The sequence below is a fragment of the Streptomyces sp. NBC_01012 genome (assembly GCF_045162755.1).
In the GTDB taxonomy this organism is placed as follows: Bacteria; Actinomycetota; Actinomycetes; order Streptomycetales; family Streptomycetaceae; genus Streptomyces.
Window position 1 is genome coordinate 2,653,370 of the sequence record NZ_CP108688.1, and the last position, 20,357, is coordinate 2,673,726.

22 protein-coding genes and 1 pseudogene are annotated in these 20,357 nt (G+C 68.6%); 13 read left to right on the forward strand and 10 right to left on the reverse strand.

Features of this window, described 5'->3' with window-relative positions; translation table 11 throughout:
* The first annotated feature begins 298 nt into the window (after positions 1-298).
* From OG623_RS11605 to OG623_RS11625, 5 genes are all read left to right on the forward strand, one after another.
* Positions 299-1,129, forward strand: a complete 831-nt coding sequence (locus tag OG623_RS11605) for an SGNH/GDSL hydrolase family protein (RefSeq protein ID WP_406146176.1) — start codon at positions 299-301, stop codon at positions 1,127-1,129.
* Positions 1,130-1,242: 113 nt separating this feature from the next.
* Positions 1,243-2,526, forward strand: a complete 1,284-nt coding sequence (locus tag OG623_RS11610; protein ID WP_406146177.1) for an acyltransferase family protein — start codon at positions 1,243-1,245, stop codon at positions 2,524-2,526.
* Between the two features lie 228 nt (positions 2,527-2,754).
* Positions 2,755-3,450 (forward strand): response regulator, encoded by a 696-nt coding sequence (locus OG623_RS11615; protein ID WP_406146178.1) that lies wholly within the window; start codon positions 2,755-2,757, stop codon positions 3,448-3,450.
* Positions 3,451-3,527: 77 nt separating this feature from the next.
* The gene (locus OG623_RS11620; protein WP_406146179.1) at positions 3,528-4,958 is read left to right on the forward strand and encodes a sensor histidine kinase; all 1,431 of its coding nucleotides are present in this window, start codon (positions 3,528-3,530) and stop codon (positions 4,956-4,958) included.
* Positions 4,955-5,551, forward strand: a complete 597-nt coding sequence (locus OG623_RS11625) for a hypothetical protein (protein WP_406146180.1) — start codon at positions 4,955-4,957, stop codon at positions 5,549-5,551. The genes OG623_RS11620 and OG623_RS11625 overlap by 4 nt, the downstream gene beginning before the upstream one ends.
* 53 nt (positions 5,552-5,604) lie before the next feature.
* Here OG623_RS11625 and OG623_RS11630 read toward each other — a convergent pair whose 3' ends face one another.
* Together OG623_RS11630 and OG623_RS11635 are read right to left on the reverse strand one after the other, a co-directional pair.
* Positions 5,605-6,222: an SGNH/GDSL hydrolase family protein gene (locus OG623_RS11630; protein ID WP_406146181.1), complete on the reverse strand. Its 618-nt coding sequence runs from the start codon at positions 6,220-6,222 to the stop codon at positions 5,605-5,607.
* 273 nt (positions 6,223-6,495) lie between these two features.
* Positions 6,496-6,903, reverse strand: a complete 408-nt coding sequence (locus OG623_RS11635; protein WP_406146182.1) for a lipase family protein — start codon at positions 6,901-6,903, stop codon at positions 6,496-6,498.
* Between OG623_RS11635 and OG623_RS11640 the strand changes: the two genes are divergently transcribed.
* From OG623_RS11640 to OG623_RS11650, 3 genes are all read left to right on the forward strand, one after another.
* Positions 6,902-7,915 (forward strand): AraC family transcriptional regulator, encoded by a 1,014-nt coding sequence (locus tag OG623_RS11640; RefSeq protein ID WP_406146183.1) that lies wholly within the window; start codon positions 6,902-6,904, stop codon positions 7,913-7,915. The genes OG623_RS11635 and OG623_RS11640 overlap by 2 nt on opposite strands.
* A gap of 117 nt (positions 7,916-8,032) precedes the next feature.
* Complete coding sequence (locus OG623_RS11645) at positions 8,033-9,163, forward strand: hypothetical protein (protein WP_406146184.1); 1,131 nt, start codon at positions 8,033-8,035, stop codon at positions 9,161-9,163.
* Entirely contained in the window at positions 9,160-10,029 is an 870-nt protein-coding gene (locus tag OG623_RS11650) for an SDR family oxidoreductase (protein WP_406146185.1), read from the forward strand. The genes OG623_RS11645 and OG623_RS11650 overlap by 4 nt, the downstream gene beginning before the upstream one ends.
* Before the next feature lie 308 nt (positions 10,030-10,337).
* Here the strand turns inward: OG623_RS11650 and OG623_RS11655 are convergent, their stop codons facing one another.
* Entirely contained in the window at positions 10,338-11,300 is a 963-nt protein-coding gene (locus OG623_RS11655; RefSeq protein ID WP_406146186.1) for a GlxA family transcriptional regulator, read from the reverse strand.
* A gap of 71 nt (positions 11,301-11,371) precedes the next feature.
* Here OG623_RS11655 and OG623_RS11660 point away from each other — a divergent pair, with 71 nt between their 5' ends.
* Positions 11,372-12,199 carry an alpha/beta fold hydrolase gene (locus OG623_RS11660; protein WP_406146187.1) on the forward strand — a complete coding sequence of 276 codons (828 nt, stop codon included), beginning with the start codon at positions 11,372-11,374 and terminating at the stop codon, positions 12,197-12,199.
* A gap of 481 nt (positions 12,200-12,680) precedes the next feature.
* Here the strand turns inward: OG623_RS11660 and OG623_RS11665 are convergent, their stop codons facing one another.
* From OG623_RS11665 to OG623_RS11690, 6 genes are all read right to left on the reverse strand, one after another.
* Positions 12,681-13,094 (reverse strand): DNA-binding protein, encoded by a 414-nt coding sequence (locus OG623_RS11665; protein WP_406146188.1) that lies wholly within the window; start codon positions 13,092-13,094, stop codon positions 12,681-12,683.
* Positions 13,076-13,360, reverse strand: coding sequence for a hypothetical protein (locus OG623_RS11670; RefSeq protein ID WP_406146189.1), 285 nt, complete (start codon positions 13,358-13,360; stop codon positions 13,076-13,078). The genes OG623_RS11665 and OG623_RS11670 overlap by 19 nt, the downstream gene beginning before the upstream one ends.
* Positions 13,361-13,797: 437 nt before the next feature.
* Positions 13,798-14,814, reverse strand: a complete 1,017-nt coding sequence (locus OG623_RS11675) for a hypothetical protein (protein WP_404045687.1) — start codon at positions 14,812-14,814, stop codon at positions 13,798-13,800.
* Between the two features lie 128 nt (positions 14,815-14,942).
* Positions 14,943-15,359, reverse strand: a complete 417-nt coding sequence (locus OG623_RS11680) for a PIN domain nuclease (RefSeq protein WP_406146190.1) — start codon at positions 15,357-15,359, stop codon at positions 14,943-14,945.
* The gene (locus OG623_RS11685; protein WP_148020499.1) at positions 15,356-15,607 is read right to left on the reverse strand and encodes a type II toxin-antitoxin system VapB family antitoxin; all 252 of its coding nucleotides are present in this window, start codon (positions 15,605-15,607) and stop codon (positions 15,356-15,358) included. Before OG623_RS11685 ends, OG623_RS11680 begins: the two co-directional genes overlap by 4 nt.
* A 645-nt stretch (positions 15,608-16,252) precedes the next feature.
* Complete coding sequence (locus tag OG623_RS11690) at positions 16,253-16,783, reverse strand: site-specific integrase (protein ID WP_406146191.1); 531 nt, start codon at positions 16,781-16,783, stop codon at positions 16,253-16,255.
* Positions 16,784-17,081: 298 nt separating this feature from the next.
* On the opposite strand from OG623_RS11690, the gene OG623_RS11695 reads away from it, so the two are divergent.
* From OG623_RS11695 to OG623_RS11710, 4 genes and pseudogenes are all read left to right on the forward strand, one after another.
* The gene (locus tag OG623_RS11695) at positions 17,082-17,360 is read left to right on the forward strand and encodes a transposase family protein (RefSeq protein WP_406146192.1); all 279 of its coding nucleotides are present in this window, start codon (positions 17,082-17,084) and stop codon (positions 17,358-17,360) included.
* 63 nt (positions 17,361-17,423) lie between these two features.
* Positions 17,424-17,930: pseudogene (locus tag OG623_RS11700) on the forward strand (ISAs1 family transposase); the annotation flags it as partial.
* A gap of 823 nt (positions 17,931-18,753) precedes the next feature.
* Positions 18,754-19,020 (forward strand): hypothetical protein, encoded by a 267-nt coding sequence (locus tag OG623_RS11705; RefSeq protein WP_406146193.1) that lies wholly within the window; start codon positions 18,754-18,756, stop codon positions 19,018-19,020.
* Positions 19,017-19,409 carry a PIN domain-containing protein gene (locus tag OG623_RS11710; RefSeq protein ID WP_406146194.1) on the forward strand — a complete coding sequence of 131 codons (393 nt, stop codon included), beginning with the start codon at positions 19,017-19,019 and terminating at the stop codon, positions 19,407-19,409. Before OG623_RS11705 ends, OG623_RS11710 begins: the two co-directional genes overlap by 4 nt.
* Before the next feature lie 167 nt (positions 19,410-19,576).
* Here the strand turns inward: OG623_RS11710 and OG623_RS11715 are convergent, their stop codons facing one another.
* On the reverse strand, positions 19,577-20,323 hold the full coding sequence (locus OG623_RS11715; protein WP_406146195.1) for a hypothetical protein: 747 nt from the start codon (positions 20,321-20,323) through the stop codon (positions 19,577-19,579).
* Positions 20,324-20,357: the final 34 nt, after the last annotated feature.

Consider the following 20,357-nt stretch of genomic DNA (forward strand, 5'->3'; position numbering starts at 1 on the left):
GGATGCCCTCTGTTCATGCGCCAGGACGGCATCGTGGCCTGGGCGGACGACCGCTCCGACCCCGAAGCGTTCCGCAGGCCGCAACCCGCTGGCTCGACGGCCGGTGGCCGGTGGCCGGTGGCCGGTGGCCGGTGGCCGGTGGCCGGGCCGTGCTCGTCGAGGCAGAAGTGAGAGAGACGACCACCGCGAAGGCCTTCATGCCCGCACTGCCCGCAGGATGTGACGAGTCGTCCCCTGCTGTGTGACCGAGCGATGACAAGAGGCCTGGCCAGCGGTTTCGTGCGTTCTGGTAGAGCACATGAAGAACAACGAAACGAGCGTTCCCGCAGGGCGCCGACAGAAGGCCACGGTTGCCGCGCACATTGCAGTGGTCACTCTTCTCGGTGCGTTCGGACTCACCGCCTGCCAGGGCGCCGAGGCCACCAAGAGTGCGGGTGGCCTGGGCGAGGGGCCACCCGCCGTGTCCGGCTCTACCGCAGAGAACAGCGTGAAGCCCTCCAAGCTGCTGTGGATGGGCGACTCCATCAGCGCGGCCCAGGCTCCGGCGATGGGTGCGGCGATGAAGGCCGACGGCGTGGAGTTCAAGTCGATGGCCGCTGTCGGCGGCGGCGGTGTCATCGGTGAGATCGCCGCTCCCACCTGGGAGAGCCTTCCCAAGGAGCTGAGCTCCTTCAAGCCCGACGTGGTCGCCTACCAGATCACCACGTACGACTGGGGCACCCCCGCCGAGCAGAAGGCCGGCTACAAGAAGCTGGCCAGGACGGTGAACGGCACGGGCGCCGAACTCGTCCTCGTCTCCGCGCCTCCCTTCAAGATCGACGACTTCTACAAGGCGAACGAGGCGGCGATCAGGACCGCCCCGGATTCGGCCCAGGACGTCGCCTCCCGGAACCCGGACAAGATTCACTTCCTCGACGCCTCCGCTCTGTGGGGCACCGACAGCGCCGCGGCGAAGGCCCAGCGGAGCAAGGACGGCATCCACTCCTGCCAGCAGGGGTCGGCCGCGTTCGCCCAGTGGTTCGACGAGGAGCTGGGCAAGCAGTATTCCTACACGCCCGCACCCGCCGACCAGTGGGCCACCGGCCCCTGGACGGGCGACAAGGTCTACGGACCGCTCCACTGCAAGTAACCCTGAGCGGCCTGCCATCCGTGTCCTGGGCACGCCGCGACCCGGGCCCGAGCCGCCTGGGCACGCCGCCTGCCGTCCGCGACCGCCGGGCCCACCCTCCAGAAAGAATCCGGATGTCCACCGTTCCGTCCTCCTCGCGTACGTCCTCGTCCGGCGTCCCCCCGTCCACCAGTCGGCGTGCCCGTACCGCTGTGGCGACAGCGACGGCGCCCGCTACGGCCAAGCGGCACATCGCACCCCTCGACGGCCTGCGAGGCCTCGCCGTCCTCGGCGTCCTGTTCTTCCACGCCGGCCACTTCGGCGGCGGCTTCCTGGGCGTCGACCTGTTCTTCGTGCTGTCCGGGTTCCTGATCACCGGGCTCCTGCTGAAGGAGACGGCCGCCCGGGACGGGCGCATCGATCCCCTCGCCTTCTGGGGGCGGCGGGCCCGACGTCTGCTGCCCGCCCTCGCCGTCACCATCGCCGGGACCCTCGTTCTGGCGTGGGCCTTCGGACCGCCCGCGCTCCTGGGCCACGCCCGCGACGACACCCCCTGGGTACTCGCCAACCTCGCCAACTGGCACTTCATCGCCGACCAGCTCGGCTACTGGGACGCAGCCGATACCCGCGTCTTCAGCCACCTGTGGAGCATCGCGGTCGAGGAGCAGTTCTACCTCCTGTGGCCGGCGGCCCTGTGCCTGGTTGCCCGGGGCCGCCACGCAGGGCGCAACGTCGCGGCGGTGGCCGCCGCCGGTGCCCTCGCCTCCCTGCTGCTCATGATCATCCTGGCCGACCCGGTGGACACCACCCGCGTCTACGAAGGCACCGACACCCGGGCCTTCTCTCTCCTCCTGGGCGCCCTGGCGGCCACGCCGCCCGCCACCCGTCCGGTCGCCCGCCTCGGCACCAAGGCTGCGGGACGGGCCGCCCTGGCCCTGGCGTGCGGGATCGGCGCGTACTGGGTGCTGGCCGACGGACAGAAGTCGCCTTCGCTCTTCCACGGAGGCCTGTTCGCCCACGCCTTGGCCGCCGCTCTGCTCGTCGGCTTCCTGGCCCATGCCCCGGCCACCCCCCTCGGGCGTGTACTGGGGGCCCGTCCGCTGCGCTGGGCGGGCCTGATCTCCTACAGCCTCTACCTGTGGCACTGGCCGGTGTTCCTGTTGCTGAGCGAGGACCGCCTCGGGCTGACGGGCTGGAGTCGTACCGCCACCGTCATCGCGGTGTCCGTGGCAGCCGCGGTGCTCTCCAAGTCTCTGGTGGAAGATCCGATACGGTTCCACGCCCCCTGGGCCAAGGGCATGACCGGAGCCGCGGCTCTCGTCGCAACGCTCGTCGCGCTGGTGGCCCTCTGGGCCGTCATCCCCCAGCCCCGGGCGGGCGCCGGGTCCGTGGACATCACCCGGCTCACCGACGGCTGACCTCCATGGGCCGGCGAGAGCGACCCGCGGACGGTGGTCGGCTGGGAGCGGCGGCCCCGAGCCGGTGAACGGATCGCAGGACGGCCCCAGTCGGCCCAGGGCCGTCATCGTTCCATCGCCGTACGGGAGAAGCCGCGTCGTATGCTTCGTGCACCCTGGTGGCAGGAGCGCCCAAGCGCCAGTCCGTCCCGCCCCGTTCAACCGTGTTCCGCCGGAAGGGCCACCACCATGGCACGAGTCCTGCTCATCGAAGATGATCACGCCGTACAGAAGGGCGTCGCCCTCGCCCTGAAGCGGCGCGGCCACGACACCGAGATCGCGGGCAGCGGCGAGACGGGCCTGCTCGCCCTGGAGCGCTACCGACCCGACCTGGTCCTCCTCGATCTGATGCTGCCGCAGATGAGCGGGCTCGAAGTGTGCCGCCGCATCCGTGAGTCCAAGCAGGTCCCCATCATCATCCTGTCCGCGCGCGGCGACGAACTCGACATGGTCGTCGGCCTGGAAGCGGGCGCGGACGACTACGTGGTGAAGCCCGCCGGCGGAGAGATACTCGAAGCCCGCATGAAGGCGGTACTGCGCCGCGTCGCACCCGCGCAGGACACGGGTGTCGCTCCCCTGGGGGCCGAGGAGTTCGCGGGTCTCGCCGTGGACCGAGCCTCCCTGCTCGTCACCAAGAACGGCAAGGATCTTGCCCTCGCTCCCTCCGAGCTGAAGCTGCTGCTGTTCCTGAGCGCCGCTTCGGGTCAGGTCTACAGCCGCCAGCAGCTCCTGGAACAGGTCTGGGAGCACTCCTTCTACGGGGATGTACGCCTCGTCGACGCCTGCGTGAAGCGACTGCGCTCCAAGATCGAGGACGACCCCCGCCGTCCCGTCTACGTCCAGACGGTTCGAGGCTTCGGGTACCGCTTCGGGCCCCTGTCGTGACGTCCCGCACGTCTCCCGGAGCCGCGGTTTCCCTACCTCGCGGCCTCCGGGCCCCGCGCGGCCTCCGCGCACGTCTGGTGGTGGCCTTCCTGCTGGCCGCCGCTTTCGGCGCGCTGCTGACTGCCGGGCTCACCTTCCGCGAGGCCCGCTCAGCGATCCTGCAACGTACTCAGGACACTGCCGTGGCCGATCTGCGCAGCCAGCTCGACTCCCTCGCCCCCGATCTCGTCCTCCCCCCGACGACGCAGGCCATGCGCGGTCTCACCCTCCAGCTCGACCGGGCCGGCGGCTCTCGTCCCTGGCACGCGTCCGCCGCGTACCGGAAGGGCGAAATGGTCTCGGCCTCCGCGGCGCCGGCGGTGCCGGACGGCCTGCGCCGCGAGGTCGAGAGCAGTGGCAGAGCGACGTACCAGCGCTTCGAGCGTGGCGCCCGGGCCTGGCTGGCGGTCGGCATGCCCGTCGCCTACGCCCCGGATCCGGGCCGTGAAGACGCCTCACAGCAGAGCCCCGGAGGGCTCTCAGGCCTCACCGTGTACGTCTCCTTCTCTCTCGACGACGACCAGGCCGACATCGACGCCCTGGTCACTGCCGCACAGGCCGGCGCCGTCCCCGCCCTCGCCCTCGCCCTGCTCCCCGCCCTGTACGCCGCCGCCCGCGTGCTGCGCCCCGTGCGCCGGCTACAGGAGGGTGCCGAGCGCATCGCCTCGGGAGAGCTGGCCACTCGCCTCGATGTCAAGGGGCGCGACGAACTCGCCTCCCTCACGCGCTCCTTCAACACCATGGCCACGACGCTGGAGAGCGACGACTCCGAACTGCGCCGCATGGAGGCCGGCGCCCGCCGGTTCGCCTCCGACGTCGCCCACGAACTGCGTACCCCCCTCGCAGCGATGACAGCCGTCACCGGGGTCCTCGACGAGGACGCCGACTCGGGGATCCTGCCCGAGGACACCGCCGATGCCGTACGCCTGATCAGCACGGAGACCCGCACCCTGGCCCGCATGGTCGACGACCTCATGGAGGTGTCCCGCTTCGAAGCCAAGGCGGCCCCCCTGCACCTGGAGAACACGGACCTGCGCACCCTCGTCGCCAAGACCCTCCAGGTCCGCGGCTGGGCCGATGACCCCCGCGTGTGCACCGAGCTCGACGGTCCGCTTCCCGTACGGGTCGATCCCCGCCGCATCGATGTCATCCTGGGCAATCTGATCGGCAACGCGCTGCGCCACGGACGGCCCCCGGTCACTCTCGCCGCCCGCGTCCGAGACGGTCACACGGTCGTCACCGTCACCGATCAAGGACCCGGCATTCCCGACGACGTCCTCCCGCACGTCTTCGAGCGCTTCTACAAGGCGGACCGCGCCCGCACCCGCTCGGAGGGCAGCGGCCTCGGCCTCGCCATCGCACACGAGAACGCCTTCCTCCACGGCGCCACCCTCACTGCCGCCAACGCCCCTCACGGGGGCGCCGTCTTCACCCTCACCCTGACCCCGGCCCCGCTGGAACAGCCATGACAGGCTCCTGCCGTCAGACCTCCCCCCGCCCCGCCGTGCGGTCCCACTCGGTCCGTGGCGGCCTGGGCTACTCCGCCGTCGTCGTCCTGCTCACAGCCGCCGCCGTGGGCTGCGGCATCCGCCCGACCGGGCCCGTCGACGCCGGCGCTCCTGCCTCCGGCGTTCCGCGAGCGGGCACCGAAGCCCGCTCCGCACGCCTCTACTTCTCCGGCCCGTACGGCATTCAGTCCGTGCCCCGGCTCACGGGCCGCCCGCTCAGCCCGCAGCACGCGCTGGACCTCCTCCTGAAGGGCCCCGACGCCGCCGAGCGCAAACGCGGGCTCGTCAGCCAGGTCCCTCCCATGGGTGGACAGCTCACCGCGAATGCCACGACCGACGCCGTGGATGTCCTCGTCCCCGTGTCCGTCAGCTCCGGTGACCTCGACGTCACCGCCATCAGCCAGATCGCGTGCACGGCCGCTCACGCAGAGGTACCCGGCGCGGAGGGGCCCGCGCAGATCGACATTCGCATCCATGAGAATCTCGTCCGCTCCGACAGCCCGTGGACCGTTCGCTGCGGCCCGGACAACATCGCGGTGCCCGTCACCGACTGACCGGACGACGCCCCCCAGAAGGCGGGCGCCACGCCCCGGCCACTGCCCGGCCATCACGAGCAACCGATGACCGAGTACGACCCGTCGCCCGTCCAGGAGCCGGTGGCCCACTGTTCGGCCGGAGCGAGAGAGAACCCGTACTGCTCGCCGAGCTGTTTGCCGAACCATTGCGCGAAGGTGGCCGCGGCCTGCTGACAGTTGTGGATGCCGTCCTTGCTCCGCTGCGCCTTCCCGGCACCGGGATCGTCGCCCCAGAGCCGGGACGAGTCGACGAAGCGCACCTGGCCTGGATGCTTGCGGCTGACTTCCCGCGCCGCGTCCGGCGCCGTCCTCAACTCCGCCTTGTGGGGCGTCTGGAACTCGTTGTGCCTGATCGGTGGCGTGGAGACAATGACGAGCCTGCCGCCCACGTCCCCGACCGCCTTCGCCAGCCTCTCGTACGCGGCGCGCTGCTCAGCGGGCGTGCCCCAGTCGAAGGCTGTGATCTGGTACGCGAACACCTGCGGCCTGACGGACTTGAGCTTTCCGGGGAGCATGTTCCAGGTCTTCGCGGCGTCGTTCCCGACCACGTTCCCGCCGGCGGTGGCCGCCAGCGACAGGAAGTCGCCGCCGCTCGCCCTGAGAGCCGCGCCGAGCGCGGGGGCTTGGGCCTCCGCGATGGAGTCACCCATCCACATGACCTCGGGAGCCTTGCCACTGCCACCGCCACCGCTACCGCCACCGCTACCGTGCGGCGAAGCGGCGCGCGCGGGCTCCTCAACGCCGTCGTGAACAACCTGATCACCGGACGCGGCGGCGCCGCCGCAGGCCACGAGGCCGAGTACGCCCACGGAGGCGAGAGCGAGGGCGGAGGCCGTCCGGAGGCCGGGGCCGGGTCTGCGGGAGTACGCACAGGGGTTCATGCCGCCCAGGGAACAGGGAAAACCGACGGCCGCCCCGCCTCGTCACGAAGCGGTCATCAGACGGGAGGGAGACGGCCATACCCAGGGAGCGGTCGCCATCGGCTTCTCCGGTTCGAGGGAATTCCCGGCGGGGATGTGACCGCAGCCCGACGGTGCCCTGTCGCCGTCGAACCGGTCGTCGAGCCAGGAGACAGCTCCGGGTGCCCAGGCAACGGCTGCCGGGAAGTGGCCGAGGAGGTCGTACTGCCGGTACGTGATCGAGTCGTTGCCGGTGGCGCAGTACTGGCGGGCGAAGGCCCGCACGTCGCCGGCGACCATGACTCCGTCACCACCGCCACCCCCGCGGTCCCCGGGTACATCGCCCAGGGCAACGGCGGAGTTCTCGAAGGCACCTCCGCCGCCCCGCCGGGGATCGGAACCGGTCCTCCTGCCTCCTACCATGTCGTGCATGGGGCCCATGATCCGTGCCGCCAGCCTGCGGGGCTTCGTACCGCTGGTCCGGGAGCTGGGCGGTGACGCCGACGCGCTGCTCACCCGTTTCGGCATCCCTCGTGAGCCGCTGGAGTCCGACGAGGGGCTCGTGTCCATCACCGCCCACGACCGGATGCTCGACGCGGCGGCCGAGCAGTTGGCCTGCCCCGACCTCGGACTGAGGCTGGCCGAGCGTCAGGACCTGAGCGTCCTGGGACCGCTGGCGGTGGCGATCGAGTCCTCCTCGACGGTCGCCGAGGCCCTGGACTGCGCGTCGCGGTTCATGTTCGTGCACAGTCCGGCGCTGAGTATCGACGTCGCGCCCGATCCGCGGGGCCGCCGCGGGGTGGTCGCCCTGACGTACCGCAAGGATCTGCGCGAGTCCGTCTACTCGCCGCAGGCCATGGAGCTGGGACTGGGCCTGTTTCACCACGTCTCCTCCCTGCTGCTCGGCGGGCTCACCGGTCTGCGCTCGATCGAACTGCCCCACGCACCCGTGTCGCCCGTGCGGCGCTACGTCGACTTCTTCGGCCGCGACGTGCGGTTCGGAGCAGCCACCGGGGCCCTGTGCGTTGAGCGACACCTCCTCGACGAGCACTTCGTCAGCGCGGACGAGACGATCCGCCGGATCGCCCTCGACCACTTGACCCTGGACTTCCGCGCCCCGGGCAATACCGTCGCCACCAAGGTCAGGCTCGCGCTGGCGGAAACGCTCGGCACGGTCCCGCCCCGCCTGGACAACGTGGCCCGCCTGCTGCGCACCCACCCCCGCACTCTCCAGCGCCGGCTGGCCGAGGAGGGGACCTCGTTCGACGCGCTCCTGTGCGGTGTGCGGCGGGAGGCCGCGCACCGGTGGATCACGTGCACGGAACTGCCCCTCGGCCAGGTCGCCGCACTGACGGGATTCGCGGAGCAGTCCTCGCTGGCCCACGCCGTCCGCCGCTGGTACGGGGTCAGTCCGCGCGAGCTCCGGCGAGCGGGTGGCACCTGATCCGTACGGAGCCCGGCGCGCCGCACCCGGAACTTGTCGTACTGAGACAAGTTCCGCGCGCCGTCGAGGGGCATGCTGACCGGCCTGAGCCCCCGACTCGACGAGGAGTGACGGATCGTGCAGCACAAGCAGGCGCCCGATGGGCTGGCCGGGACCGGAGCCCGCCCGATACCCGAGTTCGACGGTGTTCACGACGTGTGGCCGCGCGGGGACCGGTTGCGCGCGGTCCGCGAGGCCGCGGCAGCATACAAGGTGCGGTTCAAGGCGCAGGGCCAGGTCAGAGCGGTGAAGTCCGTGGACATCGCGGCGGCGCCGTACCCGGTCGCCTACGCCTTCCACGGTGCGGTCTCGGTGCCGACGCTGCCTCTGATCTCCATGATCAACCGGATGATCGTCGTGCAGTACGACGACTTCGACGGCACCCCCCGCACGCTGGTCTTCGAGCCCACCGTCCCCGACGGGTCCGCCGAGGCGCCCTTCTACCGCAACCTGCAGGCGCTGATGAACCGGATCCCCGGCGGCCGGCTGGCCGAGCGGGTGGTGCTGAAGTACTACAACGAACCGGGCGACGTCCTGTCCAAGGTCGGCCTGAGCGCCGACGACATCGACTTCTGCACCTTCGACCACCTCCACGTGCAGGACCCGAGGATGATCCTCGGGTCGTCACAGACCATCGACGGGGAGAACGGTCCGCGCCGGGCCCTGTTCGGCGACGCGCGGATGCTCGTGCACAGCCGCGAACTGGCCACCCTGCAGTCGCTGCACCCGATGCAGTGGGCCTGGTACGTCGACGGCGGCCTGGACGGCGTCGACCCCGACAAGTTCGCGACCTTCGACGGCGACATCGAACTCGGCCCCGGCATCGCCCTGCTCTGGACCCCCGGACACACCGACGGCAACCACTCGCTGGTGGTCAACACCCCGGACGGCGTCTGGGTTTCGTCGGAGAACGGCATCTCCCTGGACAACTGGCAGCCCGAGCTGTCCCGGATCCCCGGCGTGCGCAAGTACCACCGCAACTTCGGCCGGGAGATCGTCCCCAACGCCAACACCCTTGAGGACTCCCTGGACCAGTACGACTCCATGGTCAAGGAGAAGACGCTGGCCGACCCCTGCCGACACGACCCACGCTGGCTGCAGATTCTGCCCTCCACCGAACTCGCGCGGTGGAAACGTTTCTGGCCGGTCGTGCCCACTTACACCCACGGCGGCATCGCCTACGGTCAGATCAGGGCGGGCCTCCGATGAGCCCGCGCACCCGCATCGGCGCCACGGAGAATCCCGCCGGAGCCGTCGTCACCGGTGCGGGGCGCGGCCTCGGCCGACTGATCGCCCGACTCCTGGTCGAGCGCGGCCACACTGTCCTGGTCACCGATGTCGACGAAGCCGCCGCCCACAGGACCGCAGCCGAACTCGGCGAGGGCGCCGTAGCCCGCGTACTGGATGTGCGCGACCACGCCGCTGTCGACGCGGCTCGCGACGACATCCTCGAACGGACCGGCCGCCTGGACGTCTGGGTCAACAACGCCGGCGTCCTGACCACCGGACCCGCCTGGGACCAGTCCCCCGAGACACGCCGGCTGATGCTGGAGGTCAACGCGCTGGGCACCCTCAACGGCACCGTCGCCGCCATCGACGCCATGCGACGCCACGGCGGCGGACACGTCGTGAACATCGTCTCTCTGGCGGGCATCACCCTCGTGCCCGGTGAGGCGGTGTACGCGGCATCGAAGCACGCGGCGATCGGCTTCAGCCTGAGCACCCTCGCCGACCTCCGCCTCGCGGGAATCAAGAACATCGACATCTCCTGCGTCTGTCCGGACGGCATCTGGACCCCGATGCTCCACGACAAACTCGACGACCCTGCCTCCGCGCTGTCCTTCTCCGGAAAGCTGCTACAGCCCGAGGACGTCGCCGCCACGGTGGCCGCCGTCCTCGACGCACCCAGGCCGGTCACCACCATCCCGCGCTGGCGGGGGCTCCAGAGCCGGATCGCCGACGCCCTCCCCCGACTCGCCCTCCGCGCCGTTCCCCTGGCCGTTTCCCAGGGACTCCGTGCGCAGCGAAGGCTCAAGAGGAGCAGTGACCTCCGCAGGGCGGAACGCGGGAGGTGATCCGCCCGCCGGGGCCGGACGCTCGTGTGAACACCCGCGCCCTGGCCGCCGAACAGACGTCCGCGGAGCGGCTGCGGGGCTCAAGCGGGCCCGCGTCCTGATCCCACCTGCGGTGGTGGCGCGAACGAGCGGTGCGCCTGGATCAGCGACGCGGTGAGCCTGCCCAGCAGGACCACATGTTGCTCCCGATGCGCCTCGGGGTCATGGATCCCGCGGTGGGCCAGGTCCGCTGCCACCGACTACAACAAGCGCGCCGAACCGGCTGACATCATCGCCGCGCTCGACGCCCTGCACTGAGACACCGTCCGTCAGGCAGCCGCCCTGGTCTGGCTGAAGGTGCGCCGGTAAGCACCCGGCGTGGTGCCCAGATGCGCCCGGAAGCGGCGGCGCAGGTTGACAGCCGAGGTGAGGCCGACGCGAGTGGCGACGGCCTCGACCGGCAGGTCGCTCTGCTCCAGCAAGGCCCGGGCTGCATCAAGGCGTTGGCCGAGCAGCCACTGCCCGGGGCTGACGCCGAGTTGTTCGGTGAAGCGCCGGGCGAGGGTCCGGCTGGAAAGACCGGCTCGTTCGGCGAGCCGGTCCAGGGTCAGCGGAGAATCGAGGCGGGCCGCGACCCACTCAAGGAGTGGCGCCAGTGACTCGTCCGCCCGCGCAGGGGCGGGCTGTGCGGCGTACTGGAGTTGGCTGCCCTCCCGGTGTGGGGGCAGGACCATGTTCCGGGCGATCTGTGCGGCGTAGGCGGCGCCGTGGTCGCGGCGCACCAGGTGGAGGCACAGGTCGATGCCCGCGCCGGTTCCGGCGCTGGTGGCCACGTCGCCGTGGTCCACGTAGAGGACGTCAGGGTCGACCTCGATGTGGGGGAAGGTGGCGGCGAGCCGGTCCGCGTGGCGCCAGTGGGTGCTGGCGCGGCGGCCGTCGAGCAGTCCTGCCCCGGCGAGGACGAACGCCCCCGTGCAGATGGCGACGATCCTGGCCCCGCGCCGGTGGACGGCCCGCAGCGCCGCGATGACGGTCGGCGGCACCGGCGCACCGGGCGGCTGCCAGCCGGGGACGACCACGGTGTCCGCCTCCTCCAGGGCCGAAAGCCCCGCGTCGACGAGCATCGAGTAACCGATGGTGGTCCGCAGCGGTCCGGCGCGCTCGGCGCAGATCTGGACGGTGTAGCGGGCAGGCACATCCGGCAGGACGGTGCCGAAGACCTCGGCAGCGCAGCCGAGTTCGAAGGGCGACTGCGGCGGATTGAGCAGGGCCACCACCCGGTGAAGACTCATGGCAAGAATGTACCCTCAGATGTCTTTTCAGACTCTCGGCGGGAGAGATCCGCTCCGGCCACAGTGGCCCCATGAGTGAAACCACCGAAACGGCAGTGGTCAGGAGCGCGGTCCAGGTCGACGGCGAAACCGCCAGCTACCTGACCGCCGGGCGGCAGGACGGCCGACCCGTGCTGATGCTGCACGGAACGTACTGGAGCCGGGTCTGGCTCCCGGTGCTGGGCCACCTCGCCGAGGCAGGGCTACGGCCAATCGCGGTCGACCTCCCCGGACTCGGGCGCTCGGGCGGCGAGCTCACCCCGGAAACAGCCACGGTCCCGGCCCTCGCGGACTGGGTGGCGCGCTTCGCGTCCGCGCTGGAGCTCTCCGGGTCGATCGCCGTGGCGGGCCATGACATCGGCGGCGCCGTCGCCCAGCACCTCCTCGCCCACGACCGGCTGGACATCTCCCGATTCGCCTTGGTCAACTCTGTGCTCTACGACTCCTGGCCCGCGCCTCACGTGGGCCGGTTCCGGGGCGGGGACGCCACCGAGGACGTCCTCGCCAACCGCCGGCAGGCCGTGACGAGGGTGCTGGCCCGTGTCGCCACCGAGCCGCTGATCGCGGACTACGTGGACCCATGGACCGATGCGCGGGTTCGCCGCTCCTGGACGGCCCTGGCGGGCGCGGCCGACAACCGCTACACCCTGGACCTCGTCCCCGCGCTGCGGCGGTCCACCACACCCAAATTGCTCATCTGGGGCGAGGACGACCTCCACGAGACGGTGGACTTCGCCGAGCGGTTCAACTCGGAGATCCCGAACACCGCGCTCATCCGTATCTCCGATGCGGATCACATCCCCACCGAGAATGCTCCTGCCCAGATCGGCCGCGCGCTCGCCGACTTCTTCACGGCGTAGCCTTTGGACCGCGCGCGAGCGACGCATCCGCTGGTTCCAGGCGGGAGCCCCGAAGGGGCCACCAGAGTGGGCGAGATGCCATCCCCCATGCGCTCGCTTCCCGGCCGACTGGGAGCCATCTCCTCATCACCGCCACTGAAGCACAAGGCCACAAGGCAGCACTCGGAACCACGCAAGGCGCGCCCGCCCCATCGGCGCCGTAAGGCGTCACCGCACTTCACCGCCACCGCCCACGGCGAAAGCGTCGGATTCCCCGTCCTTCAAGAACAGGACCGCAGCGAACATCCCCACGGACAAGGAACTCGCCGACGCCAAGAAGTCTTCATGGATGCGCATCGCCCGCTTCGACTACACCCCCTCCAGCCGACTGCGTTTCATGCCCCGCGGGGCCTCAGCACCGAAACCGGTGATCCGCCGAATGCTGGTAGCTCCACCGCCACTCGCTGATCAACCGTCGAGGCAGAAGCCGGACCAGGGGAAATCACACCGCCACGAGCCGGACCCGCTCGCCGCACAGCTTGGCCATGTCGTCAATATCGGAAGTCAGCATGACCACGGGGCGGTGCTGTCGCAGCGCGGCCTCGGCAACGGCCGCATCGATCGCGCACTTGTGTCCGTGCAACCCTGCGTTCATCAGCAACTTCGAGGCCGCCCTCGCCTCCTCGTCACCGACCGGGACGACCCGCATCCCGGAAAGCACCCAGTTCAGGCGGGACTTGTTCGTACGGGCGTGGACGGCTTCGATGATGGTGAGCGCGCTGATCACGACCTCCATGCCGCGCGAGCGCGCCTCAGCGATCAGAGCCACCACCTGCTCGTCGTCGGCGAATAGCTTCGAGAGTCCCTCGCTGTCGAGGACCAGCGTCCCCTCGTGACTCAACCTGCGGCGGGCCACCCGGCCTCCTCGGTGAACACCTCGTCGAAGACCTGCCGCGCCCGCTGGCGAGCCGGCTCGGAAACCGGCCCCTTGCGACTCTCGTAGTCCGCCAGGTACTCGTCCAGGACCTGCCCGCGCAGCTCACGCTCGACCGCCTCGGCGACGAACGCGGAGAACTCCCGCTTGCCCACCCGCGCCCGGATCGCCTCCGCGGTCCCCTCCGGCAGCGACAGGCTCACCCGCGTCGCCGGGCCTTCCCCGATGCTGTACGTCGCCTCAGCCATGCCCCCGATTGTGTCAAACGAGTAGGAAAAGCGCCACGTCCGCACTACCTTCACAGCTCGGTCAGCGCCCCGCTCACACAAATCCCAGCACGGGCGCCCTCATCCCATCCCAGCACCATCCCAGCACAGGCGCTCCATCCCAGCACCATGCAGGCCGGGCGCCCCTCATGCACTCCCACGCAGCTTGCATGTCACCACTCGGGCTCGCACCCTTTGAGGGGTGGGACGCTTCGTCGAGAGGGTGGCCGCATGGCGTGACGCACTTGCCTGCAACGGCTCCACGCGCTGGGCAGCAGGTGCCCCTCGATGGACCCGCAAGAAGGGGTCCGCCTGACCCTTGACGCTCAGGATCCACCACTCACGAATATCCCGGTGGCCAAGCACACCACGGGAGGTTCGGCTTCCCGCAGACAGGACGCCGGCGTGTCGCTGCGAGATCAATCGAGCTTCTCGAACGACGGTCTCGGCGCAATGATGGGCGTGCGCTGTTCGTTGATATTGAGCCACATAGGCGCTTCCACCGACATGAGCTTTCGATCGATGGAAATTAGGTTCTGCTGCGCCGCTTCGTTCAGGGAATCAAGAATGTCGACCACCTTCACCTTCCCATACTTCTCAAGTTGCGCCTGAATCCTCTGCGCCTTGGCACTCGGCTTGTAATAATAGGGTGCACGATCGTGCCTACCAACCGTCAGAACCGCTTCGGCAACCGCCTCGTATGCATCGTTAAACAAGCCCATAAAGCCATCCGGGTCTGGTAGCGCGACCAGGTGTAGACTCTGCCACCTCTGATAACCCGCCGGAAGGTCTATCGCCTGGGGGACAATCGCGACTCGGAGCCCGTTACCGTCTTCGAGTTGATGCCAATTACTCTTGATGGTAGCGGCGGCAAACCGCGCCTTCTCAGCACTACTCAAGAACAGATCAGTCTTCCACACCTTTTTGATCCGGTCCCGAAGCTGAGCCTCGGCGGCGACGCCACGAGCAGCGATCGGCACCCAGGATCCAAATGCGAATGGGCGACCTGAGCCGTCAGGCAGCAACACCGCGTCACCACTCGCATTGTTGACAACAGCATCAGTGAACCCGAGATGGCGTGCACGCTCGTGCCCGAACATCAGGGAAGTTGGTCTGTCCAAGTCGGCGAATGACCTAGGACTCACCTTCCTGAGAGCTTCGCTGACCAGATCGACAACGCGTGGCTCACCGCCGACAATCGCCTCGTGAACGGCCCACTCAAACCCATCTCCGCGCGATCCCTTGTCACGGTGCAGGCGAGCGAGCTTAGCGAGCTGCCGAAACGTGACGTCCACCCGATCGCAATTGAGGTCTTCGAGATCCGCTTGCGACAACTCATCGAAGTGGGCCCTCAGAATCGATCGCGACACCGCATAAAGAGCGCGACCGTACTCATCGACTGGTTCAGCCTGACTCAGAAAGGTGACATCAGCCATTCAGCATCTCCCTATTTCTTCGCACCAGAGGTTAGACTGGAAATCGACTACACATCGAAGTGGAACTTCTAACCTGCGGAAATGCAGACCATCGAGGCACTCACTGGCACAGCATGCGGCGTTCCCGGTCAGTCGGCGGTGCCGGGCTCCACGACCCACTCGGCTTGCACCCCGCTCACCGAGGCGATCATGTCGAAGTCGCCGTCGTAGTGGAGGACCGTGGCCCCATGCCGTTCTGCGGTTGCCGCGATGAGGACGTCGGCCAGCGACAACGCCCGGTGAAAGCCAGCGTTCAGCGCCAGCGCCTGGATCGCGAGCGCCTGCTCGAACTCCTCGTCGTTGCAGGGCAAGTAGTCGAAACCACGGAGCAGTGTACGCAGGCGCAGCGCCTCGGGCTTTCCACGCGCCGAGTACAGAACCTCATACTCGGTCGGGGCACACACTGCTAGGAGTCCATCGCGGTCCAGCACATCCAGCCGCGCCCGCACTGCCGGTTTGCCCCGGCGGGCCAGCGCGGACTTGTCGACGAGGTAGCGCCCTTTCACGCCGCCGAAGCCCCGTCTTCGCGCTTAAGCGAGCCGTCCGGGTTCCGCGGCCCCGTCTGCGACCGGATCTCCGCAAACACGTCATCAAACTCGCCATCGTCAATGGCATCGAACAGCTCCCGGCGCAGCCGCAGCCTCACCCCCTCCTCCATGGCCGCCCGCACTGCGGCGGCCTTCGTCCTCGCCCCATACACACGCATCGCCTGCTCGACGATCTCCTCGTCCAGATCGATCACGGTCCTGGCCATCAGTTGTCTCCTTCACAGCTCGGCGCCCCAACAACGATATCAATTGGGAGTAAGAAATGGTATCAAAATGCTGGAGCGCGTCGAGGGTGCATCGATCGGAGCCGGGAGCACGACCTGGACTGGTTGATCAGCTTTCCGATCGGCGAGCAACCCTGGACGAGACCCTGTACGTACTCCCTGACCTGGTACTCGGCGAACGAATCAAGGCCTTGTTGCAGGAGCGGCCACTCTGCAAGACATTGGAAGCTTGCAAGAACGAACCCGGGCACGGCAGGCTGCGCTCCCTGCGACGATCGGCTCGTAGTCTCGGGACGCCCCATCAGAGTGGAACCTGGCACCGGCGGCGCATCCGCGTCCCGGCGCAAACCCAGCACGGTACGGATGACCAGGGGTGACGACAGGTGACGAGAGGTCAGTCATCCCAGCACGGGCGTTCCATCCCAACACCACGCAGGCCAGCCAGCTCTCGTGCGCCTACACAGCTCGGTTGGCGGCACTCGGGCTCGCCTCCCCTGACGGCAGGGACGTTAGGTCCGGGGCCACGTGCCGCATGGAGCGCTGCAAGACTTCCCGGCAGCGCCCCCACGCGCTGGGCAGCAGATGCCTGTAGATATCGACCGTCGTCTTGACCGAACGGTGCCCCAATCAGCGCGAGACCTCGTAGATCGTCACGCCGTTGGCCAGGGCGCTGGAGGCAAAGATGTGGCGCAGGCTACGAGGCGTGTACTTGGCCTTGCCGTCCAGATCGATCAGGCCGGCCAGGAGGCATGCCTTCTTGAACTGGTAGCCGTAGGACGCGATGGACGGCATGACCCCGGCGCCAGGCTGACGCGGGGCGAAGAAGGCCTCAAGTCGAATCCGTCTACCCTTCTGGCCGGTGAAGACCACGCGCACTGGCTTCCACCTGTGGAGATGAGCCTCGATCTCCTGCTCGACGAACAAGGCAGTGGGGATGTCTCGGCACCCCTTCTCCAGCCGATGCTTCAGGGGGACGAAGGGTGTCTGGCAGTCTTCGTGGTGCGCCTTGGCACTGACCTGCCATCGGATCCTGACGAAGCCAGGTCGCCTGCACTCGGTGGAGAAGGCCAGGACCTCGCTTGGTCGCTGCCCAGTGCCGGCCTGAAGGTAGACGGCGAGGCGGAACTGTGGCGTGATGTGTTCAGCGATCAGATCCACCTCTGCTGGTGTCGGCACCAAGGCTTCAACGTAGTCGGCTGACGTCCGGTTGCTGACGTCTCGTGGTGTTGGGCAGGGTCCGATACAGAGCAGGCACGGACGTCCGTGATCATGGAGTTTTCTACGCTCTGTGACCTTGGACTGCCCGTGCCTGCCGACGCATCATCTCTGATCTCCCCTGTCTTCGACCAGCTCAGACCGCATCCGGAAGTGTCCGGGAGCGAGCTTGTGGATCTGCTGGAACGTCTCGCGCAGGTCCCCGGACCTGCGTGATCCGCGGGAGGGGCGTCATCCACTCGTGACGCTCCTTGCCCTGACGGCCTGCGCGGTCCTCGCCGGAGCGAGGTCCCTGCTCGCGGTGGGTGAATGGGTGGCCGACGCGCCGTCGGCCCTGCTCGAACGGCTCGGCACGGTCGTCGACCCGCTGGTACCGAAACGATCCTGGCCCGCGGAATCCACGATCCGGCGCCTGCTGGCCAGAATCGACGCGGACGCCCTGGACCGTACGGTCGGAGCCTGGCTCGCGGACCGGCAGAGCAGTGGGCAAGGGCTGCGAGGGCTTGCGGTCGACGGATAGTCGCTGCGGGGTGCTGCCCGCGCGCAGAGACGGAAGATCCACCTCCTGGCCGCCTGCGACCACGTGAACGCGCTGGTCCTGGCCCAGATGGACGTCGGTGAGAAGACCAATGAGATCACCCGCTTCCGGCCTCTGCTCGACACCCTCGAGGACCGGGCCGGCACGGTCGTCACCAGCGACGCGATGCATACCCAGCACGACCACGCCGTCTACCTGCTCGACCGGCGGGCCCACTACATCGTGATCGTGAAGCGCAACACGAAGAAACTCCGCCAGCAGCTCAAGTCCCTTCCCTGGACACAGATCCCACTGCAGGACAGGACCCGTGCGACCGGTCACGGCCGCCATGAGATCCGCCGGTTGAAGGTCTGCACGGTGAGCAACCTGCTCTTCCCCGGAGCCCGCCAGGCCGTCCAGGTAGTCCGCCGCCGCGTGGACCGCAGGACCGGGAAGACCAGCCTCAAGACCGTCTACGCGGTCACCAGCCTCACCGCCGAGCAGGCCGGCCCGGCTCAACAACTCACCCGACTGATCCGAGGACACTGGACCGTCGAGGCCCTGCACCACGTCAGGGACGTCACCTTCACCGAGGACGCCTCCAGTTGCGGACCGGAAACGCACCCCGAGCAATGGCCACCTGCAGAAACCTCGCGATCGGAGCCCTCCGCCTCGCCGGCATCCGCAACATCGCCGCTGGCCTCCGCCGGACAGCCAGAGACCGCACCCGACCCCTCGCCCTCCTCGGCCTCACATGATCAAAACGGACGACACCGAACTACGCCGAAGCCCTGGTCTTCCGTCCCAGGCGCGGCCCGAGATGGTTACGGATGAGCCCTTCGTAGTTGCGGCGTGTGGACTCACCGACGACCTGTCTCTCCAGCCACTCCTGAGCCCAGACTCGCAACGCCACAAGCCCTCGCCCGGGATCAAAGCGAATGCTGGTCTTCTTGTCGTTCTCGACCCTTGTCGGCGAAAGCGTCCGCACCATCCGCGCCCACCCGACGGCAAAACGACCTCTCCCGCTGACGCCCGCGCCTACCGCCCGGCTCCCCGGTACCTCACCGTCCACCCATACCGATACCGCGGACGATCACAGGGAAAATTCCGGTCCCGGACGTCCTTCTTGCACCTCTGAAAGACGCTCGCCACCTCAAGCCCCCGCGACCCCCTGCCCGACCCGTGCTCGAAAACCGTGCACCGCCACCTCACGGACGGGCGAGGACTTCACCGCCAAGCCCCTCTTTCCGTCGAATGAGGACCCAGCCTCCCCACGGTCCTGCGGGCCGTCGGATTGGCGAGACCCTCCTCGCTGGATGCGCTCACGCCCTCCACGCTTGTCGGCATGCGATCCGTGCACCAGCCCTCGAAGGCCATACCGCGCTATGGTTGATGTATGGCTACCAAGAAGGTGACTATCACTCTCGACGAATCTCTGGTCGAAGCCCTGGCCGGAGCCGCCGAGGAAGAAGGGATCCCGCTCTCTCGCCTCGTCGCCGGAGCAGCCGAACGCGAGCTGCGCCTGCGGGCCGGACGGGCCGTCATTCAGGAGTGGCAGGCCGAGCACGGCGCCTTCACCCCGGAAGAGCTCGCCGCCGCCCGCGCGGATCTGTCCGCCGCCGACGCCGAATACCTCAGCAATCCGGGAGCCTCGGCCGCGTGAACATCCCCTACCTGTACGACGCCGGGGTACTCATCGCCATCGACAACGACGACCGACGCATGTGGGCCCGACACAGCCTGGCCCTCGACGACGGACGGGACATCCACGTCCCCTCCGTCGTCGTCAGCCAGGCATGGCGGGACTCCCGCCGCCAGGTCAGACTCGGCAAGTTCCTCGCCGGCTGCCACGTCCTACCCGTCGGCCTCGAAACCGCCAAAACCGCAGGCATCCTCTGCGGCAAGGCCGGCACCTCCGACATCGTCGACGCCACCGTCGTGACCATGGCAGCCAGCCTCGGCGCCATCATCTGGACCTCAGACCCGGACGTCATCCGCACCCTCATCGACGCCCAGGACATCAAACCCGCCCTGGTCATCCGCACCGTCTAGCAACCATTGAGCTCCTACGACCGGCCTGCGAGGGGATCCGGCAAGGCAAGGGCTCATGCCCGCCAGATCGGCCTTGCGTATCAGCCACTCGACCCGTGGGGGCTCAGAGCGCGCACCTTCGCAGCTGAGGCACCCGAAAACGAATTCGCAGGGGATCGAGATCGCGATTATTCGTTCAACGCCTGGTTGATCTCCACCTGCGCTTCCGAATTCTCGGTCTGAGCCGGGGCCGGAATCGGATCTGCTGGGGGCTTGGACGCGTCCCCCTCCAGCGCATATGCGAGCGCAAGCGCGATCCGCTCGATCCAGTTCAGCGCATCCGTGACATCAGCCTCGCCAATCGGGCGGCGCTGCTTGAGGTCCCCGTCGATCAGATCCGCGTCGTGTGCGATCTGGTTTCGGCGGCGGAGCAGCAGGACGTACTGACCGCGCAGCCGTTTGTCGTCGTATGAAGTCCGGTACTGGCTCCACCGATTGACCCACTTGGCCGCCTCCCGCCACACCTTGACATCGGTGACGAGCGCCATCACCTTCGCGATGGCGTCCGGGTTCTGCAGGGTCTGGTGGGCGATGTCCTGGCGCACCCGCTCCGCGACCACCTCGGCTGTGGTCGTCTCGCCCCGCTGCACCTGCTCCACGCAGTGCAGCGGCAACGGGTAGTCACGGAGCTTGCGAGGCATGTCCGGGTGGTCCTTGGCAGCTTCCTCGGCGACGCGGCGCAGCACCTCTTCCTGTACCCAGTGTTCGAGGGCAGCGATGGACTGCGCCCAGGCGGCTCGGTAGAAATCAGCAGTGTCGATGCCCTTGGGGCTGAGCACCTCCAGCGCCTGCCCAGCTCGCACCATCTTGCGCGCGTACGACAAGTTCGTGACGAACGATTCGAACTGACGGGTCTGGGGGTGCGCGATGGCCATGCATACCTCTGTAAGGCGTAGGGAGAACGGAGAA

Bases quoted from the DNA above. Each gene is read 5' to 3' on its own strand.
- OG623_RS11605 (WP_406146176.1), top strand. From the start codon at position 299: ATGAAGAACAACGAAACGAGCGTTCCCGCAGGGCGCCGACAGAAGGCC.
- OG623_RS11610 (WP_406146177.1), top strand. From the start codon at position 1,243: ATGTCCACCGTTCCGTCCTCCTCGCGTACGTCCTCGTCCGGCGTCCCC.
- OG623_RS11615 (WP_406146178.1), top strand. From the start codon at position 2,755: ATGGCACGAGTCCTGCTCATCGAAGATGATCACGCCGTACAGAAGGGC.
- OG623_RS11625 (WP_406146180.1), top strand. From the start codon at position 4,955: ATGACAGGCTCCTGCCGTCAGACCTCCCCCCGCCCCGCCGTGCGGTCC.
- OG623_RS11630 (WP_406146181.1), bottom strand. From the start codon at position 6,222: ATGGGTGACTCCATCGCGGAGGCCCAAGCCCCCGCGCTCGGCGCGGCT.
- OG623_RS11640 (WP_406146183.1), top strand. From the start codon at position 6,902: ATGGGGCCCATGATCCGTGCCGCCAGCCTGCGGGGCTTCGTACCGCTG.
- OG623_RS11635 (WP_406146182.1), bottom strand. From the start codon at position 6,903: ATGCACGACATGGTAGGAGGCAGGAGGACCGGTTCCGATCCCCGGCGG.
- OG623_RS11650 (WP_406146185.1), top strand. From the start codon at position 9,160: ATGAGCCCGCGCACCCGCATCGGCGCCACGGAGAATCCCGCCGGAGCC.
- OG623_RS11655 (WP_406146186.1), bottom strand. From the start codon at position 11,300: ATGAGTCTTCACCGGGTGGTGGCCCTGCTCAATCCGCCGCAGTCGCCC.
- OG623_RS11660 (WP_406146187.1), top strand. From the start codon at position 11,372: ATGAGTGAAACCACCGAAACGGCAGTGGTCAGGAGCGCGGTCCAGGTC.
- OG623_RS11670 (WP_406146189.1), bottom strand. From the start codon at position 13,360: ATGGCTGAGGCGACGTACAGCATCGGGGAAGGCCCGGCGACGCGGGTG.
- OG623_RS11675 (WP_404045687.1), bottom strand. From the start codon at position 14,814: ATGGCTGATGTCACCTTTCTGAGTCAGGCTGAACCAGTCGATGAGTAC.
- OG623_RS11685 (WP_148020499.1), bottom strand. From the start codon at position 15,607: ATGGCCAGGACCGTGATCGATCTGGACGAGGAGATCGTCGAGCAGGCG.
- OG623_RS11705 (WP_406146193.1), top strand. From the start codon at position 18,754: ATGGCTACCAAGAAGGTGACTATCACTCTCGACGAATCTCTGGTCGAA.
- OG623_RS11715 (WP_406146195.1), bottom strand. From the start codon at position 20,323: ATGGCCATCGCGCACCCCCAGACCCGTCAGTTCGAATCGTTCGTCACG.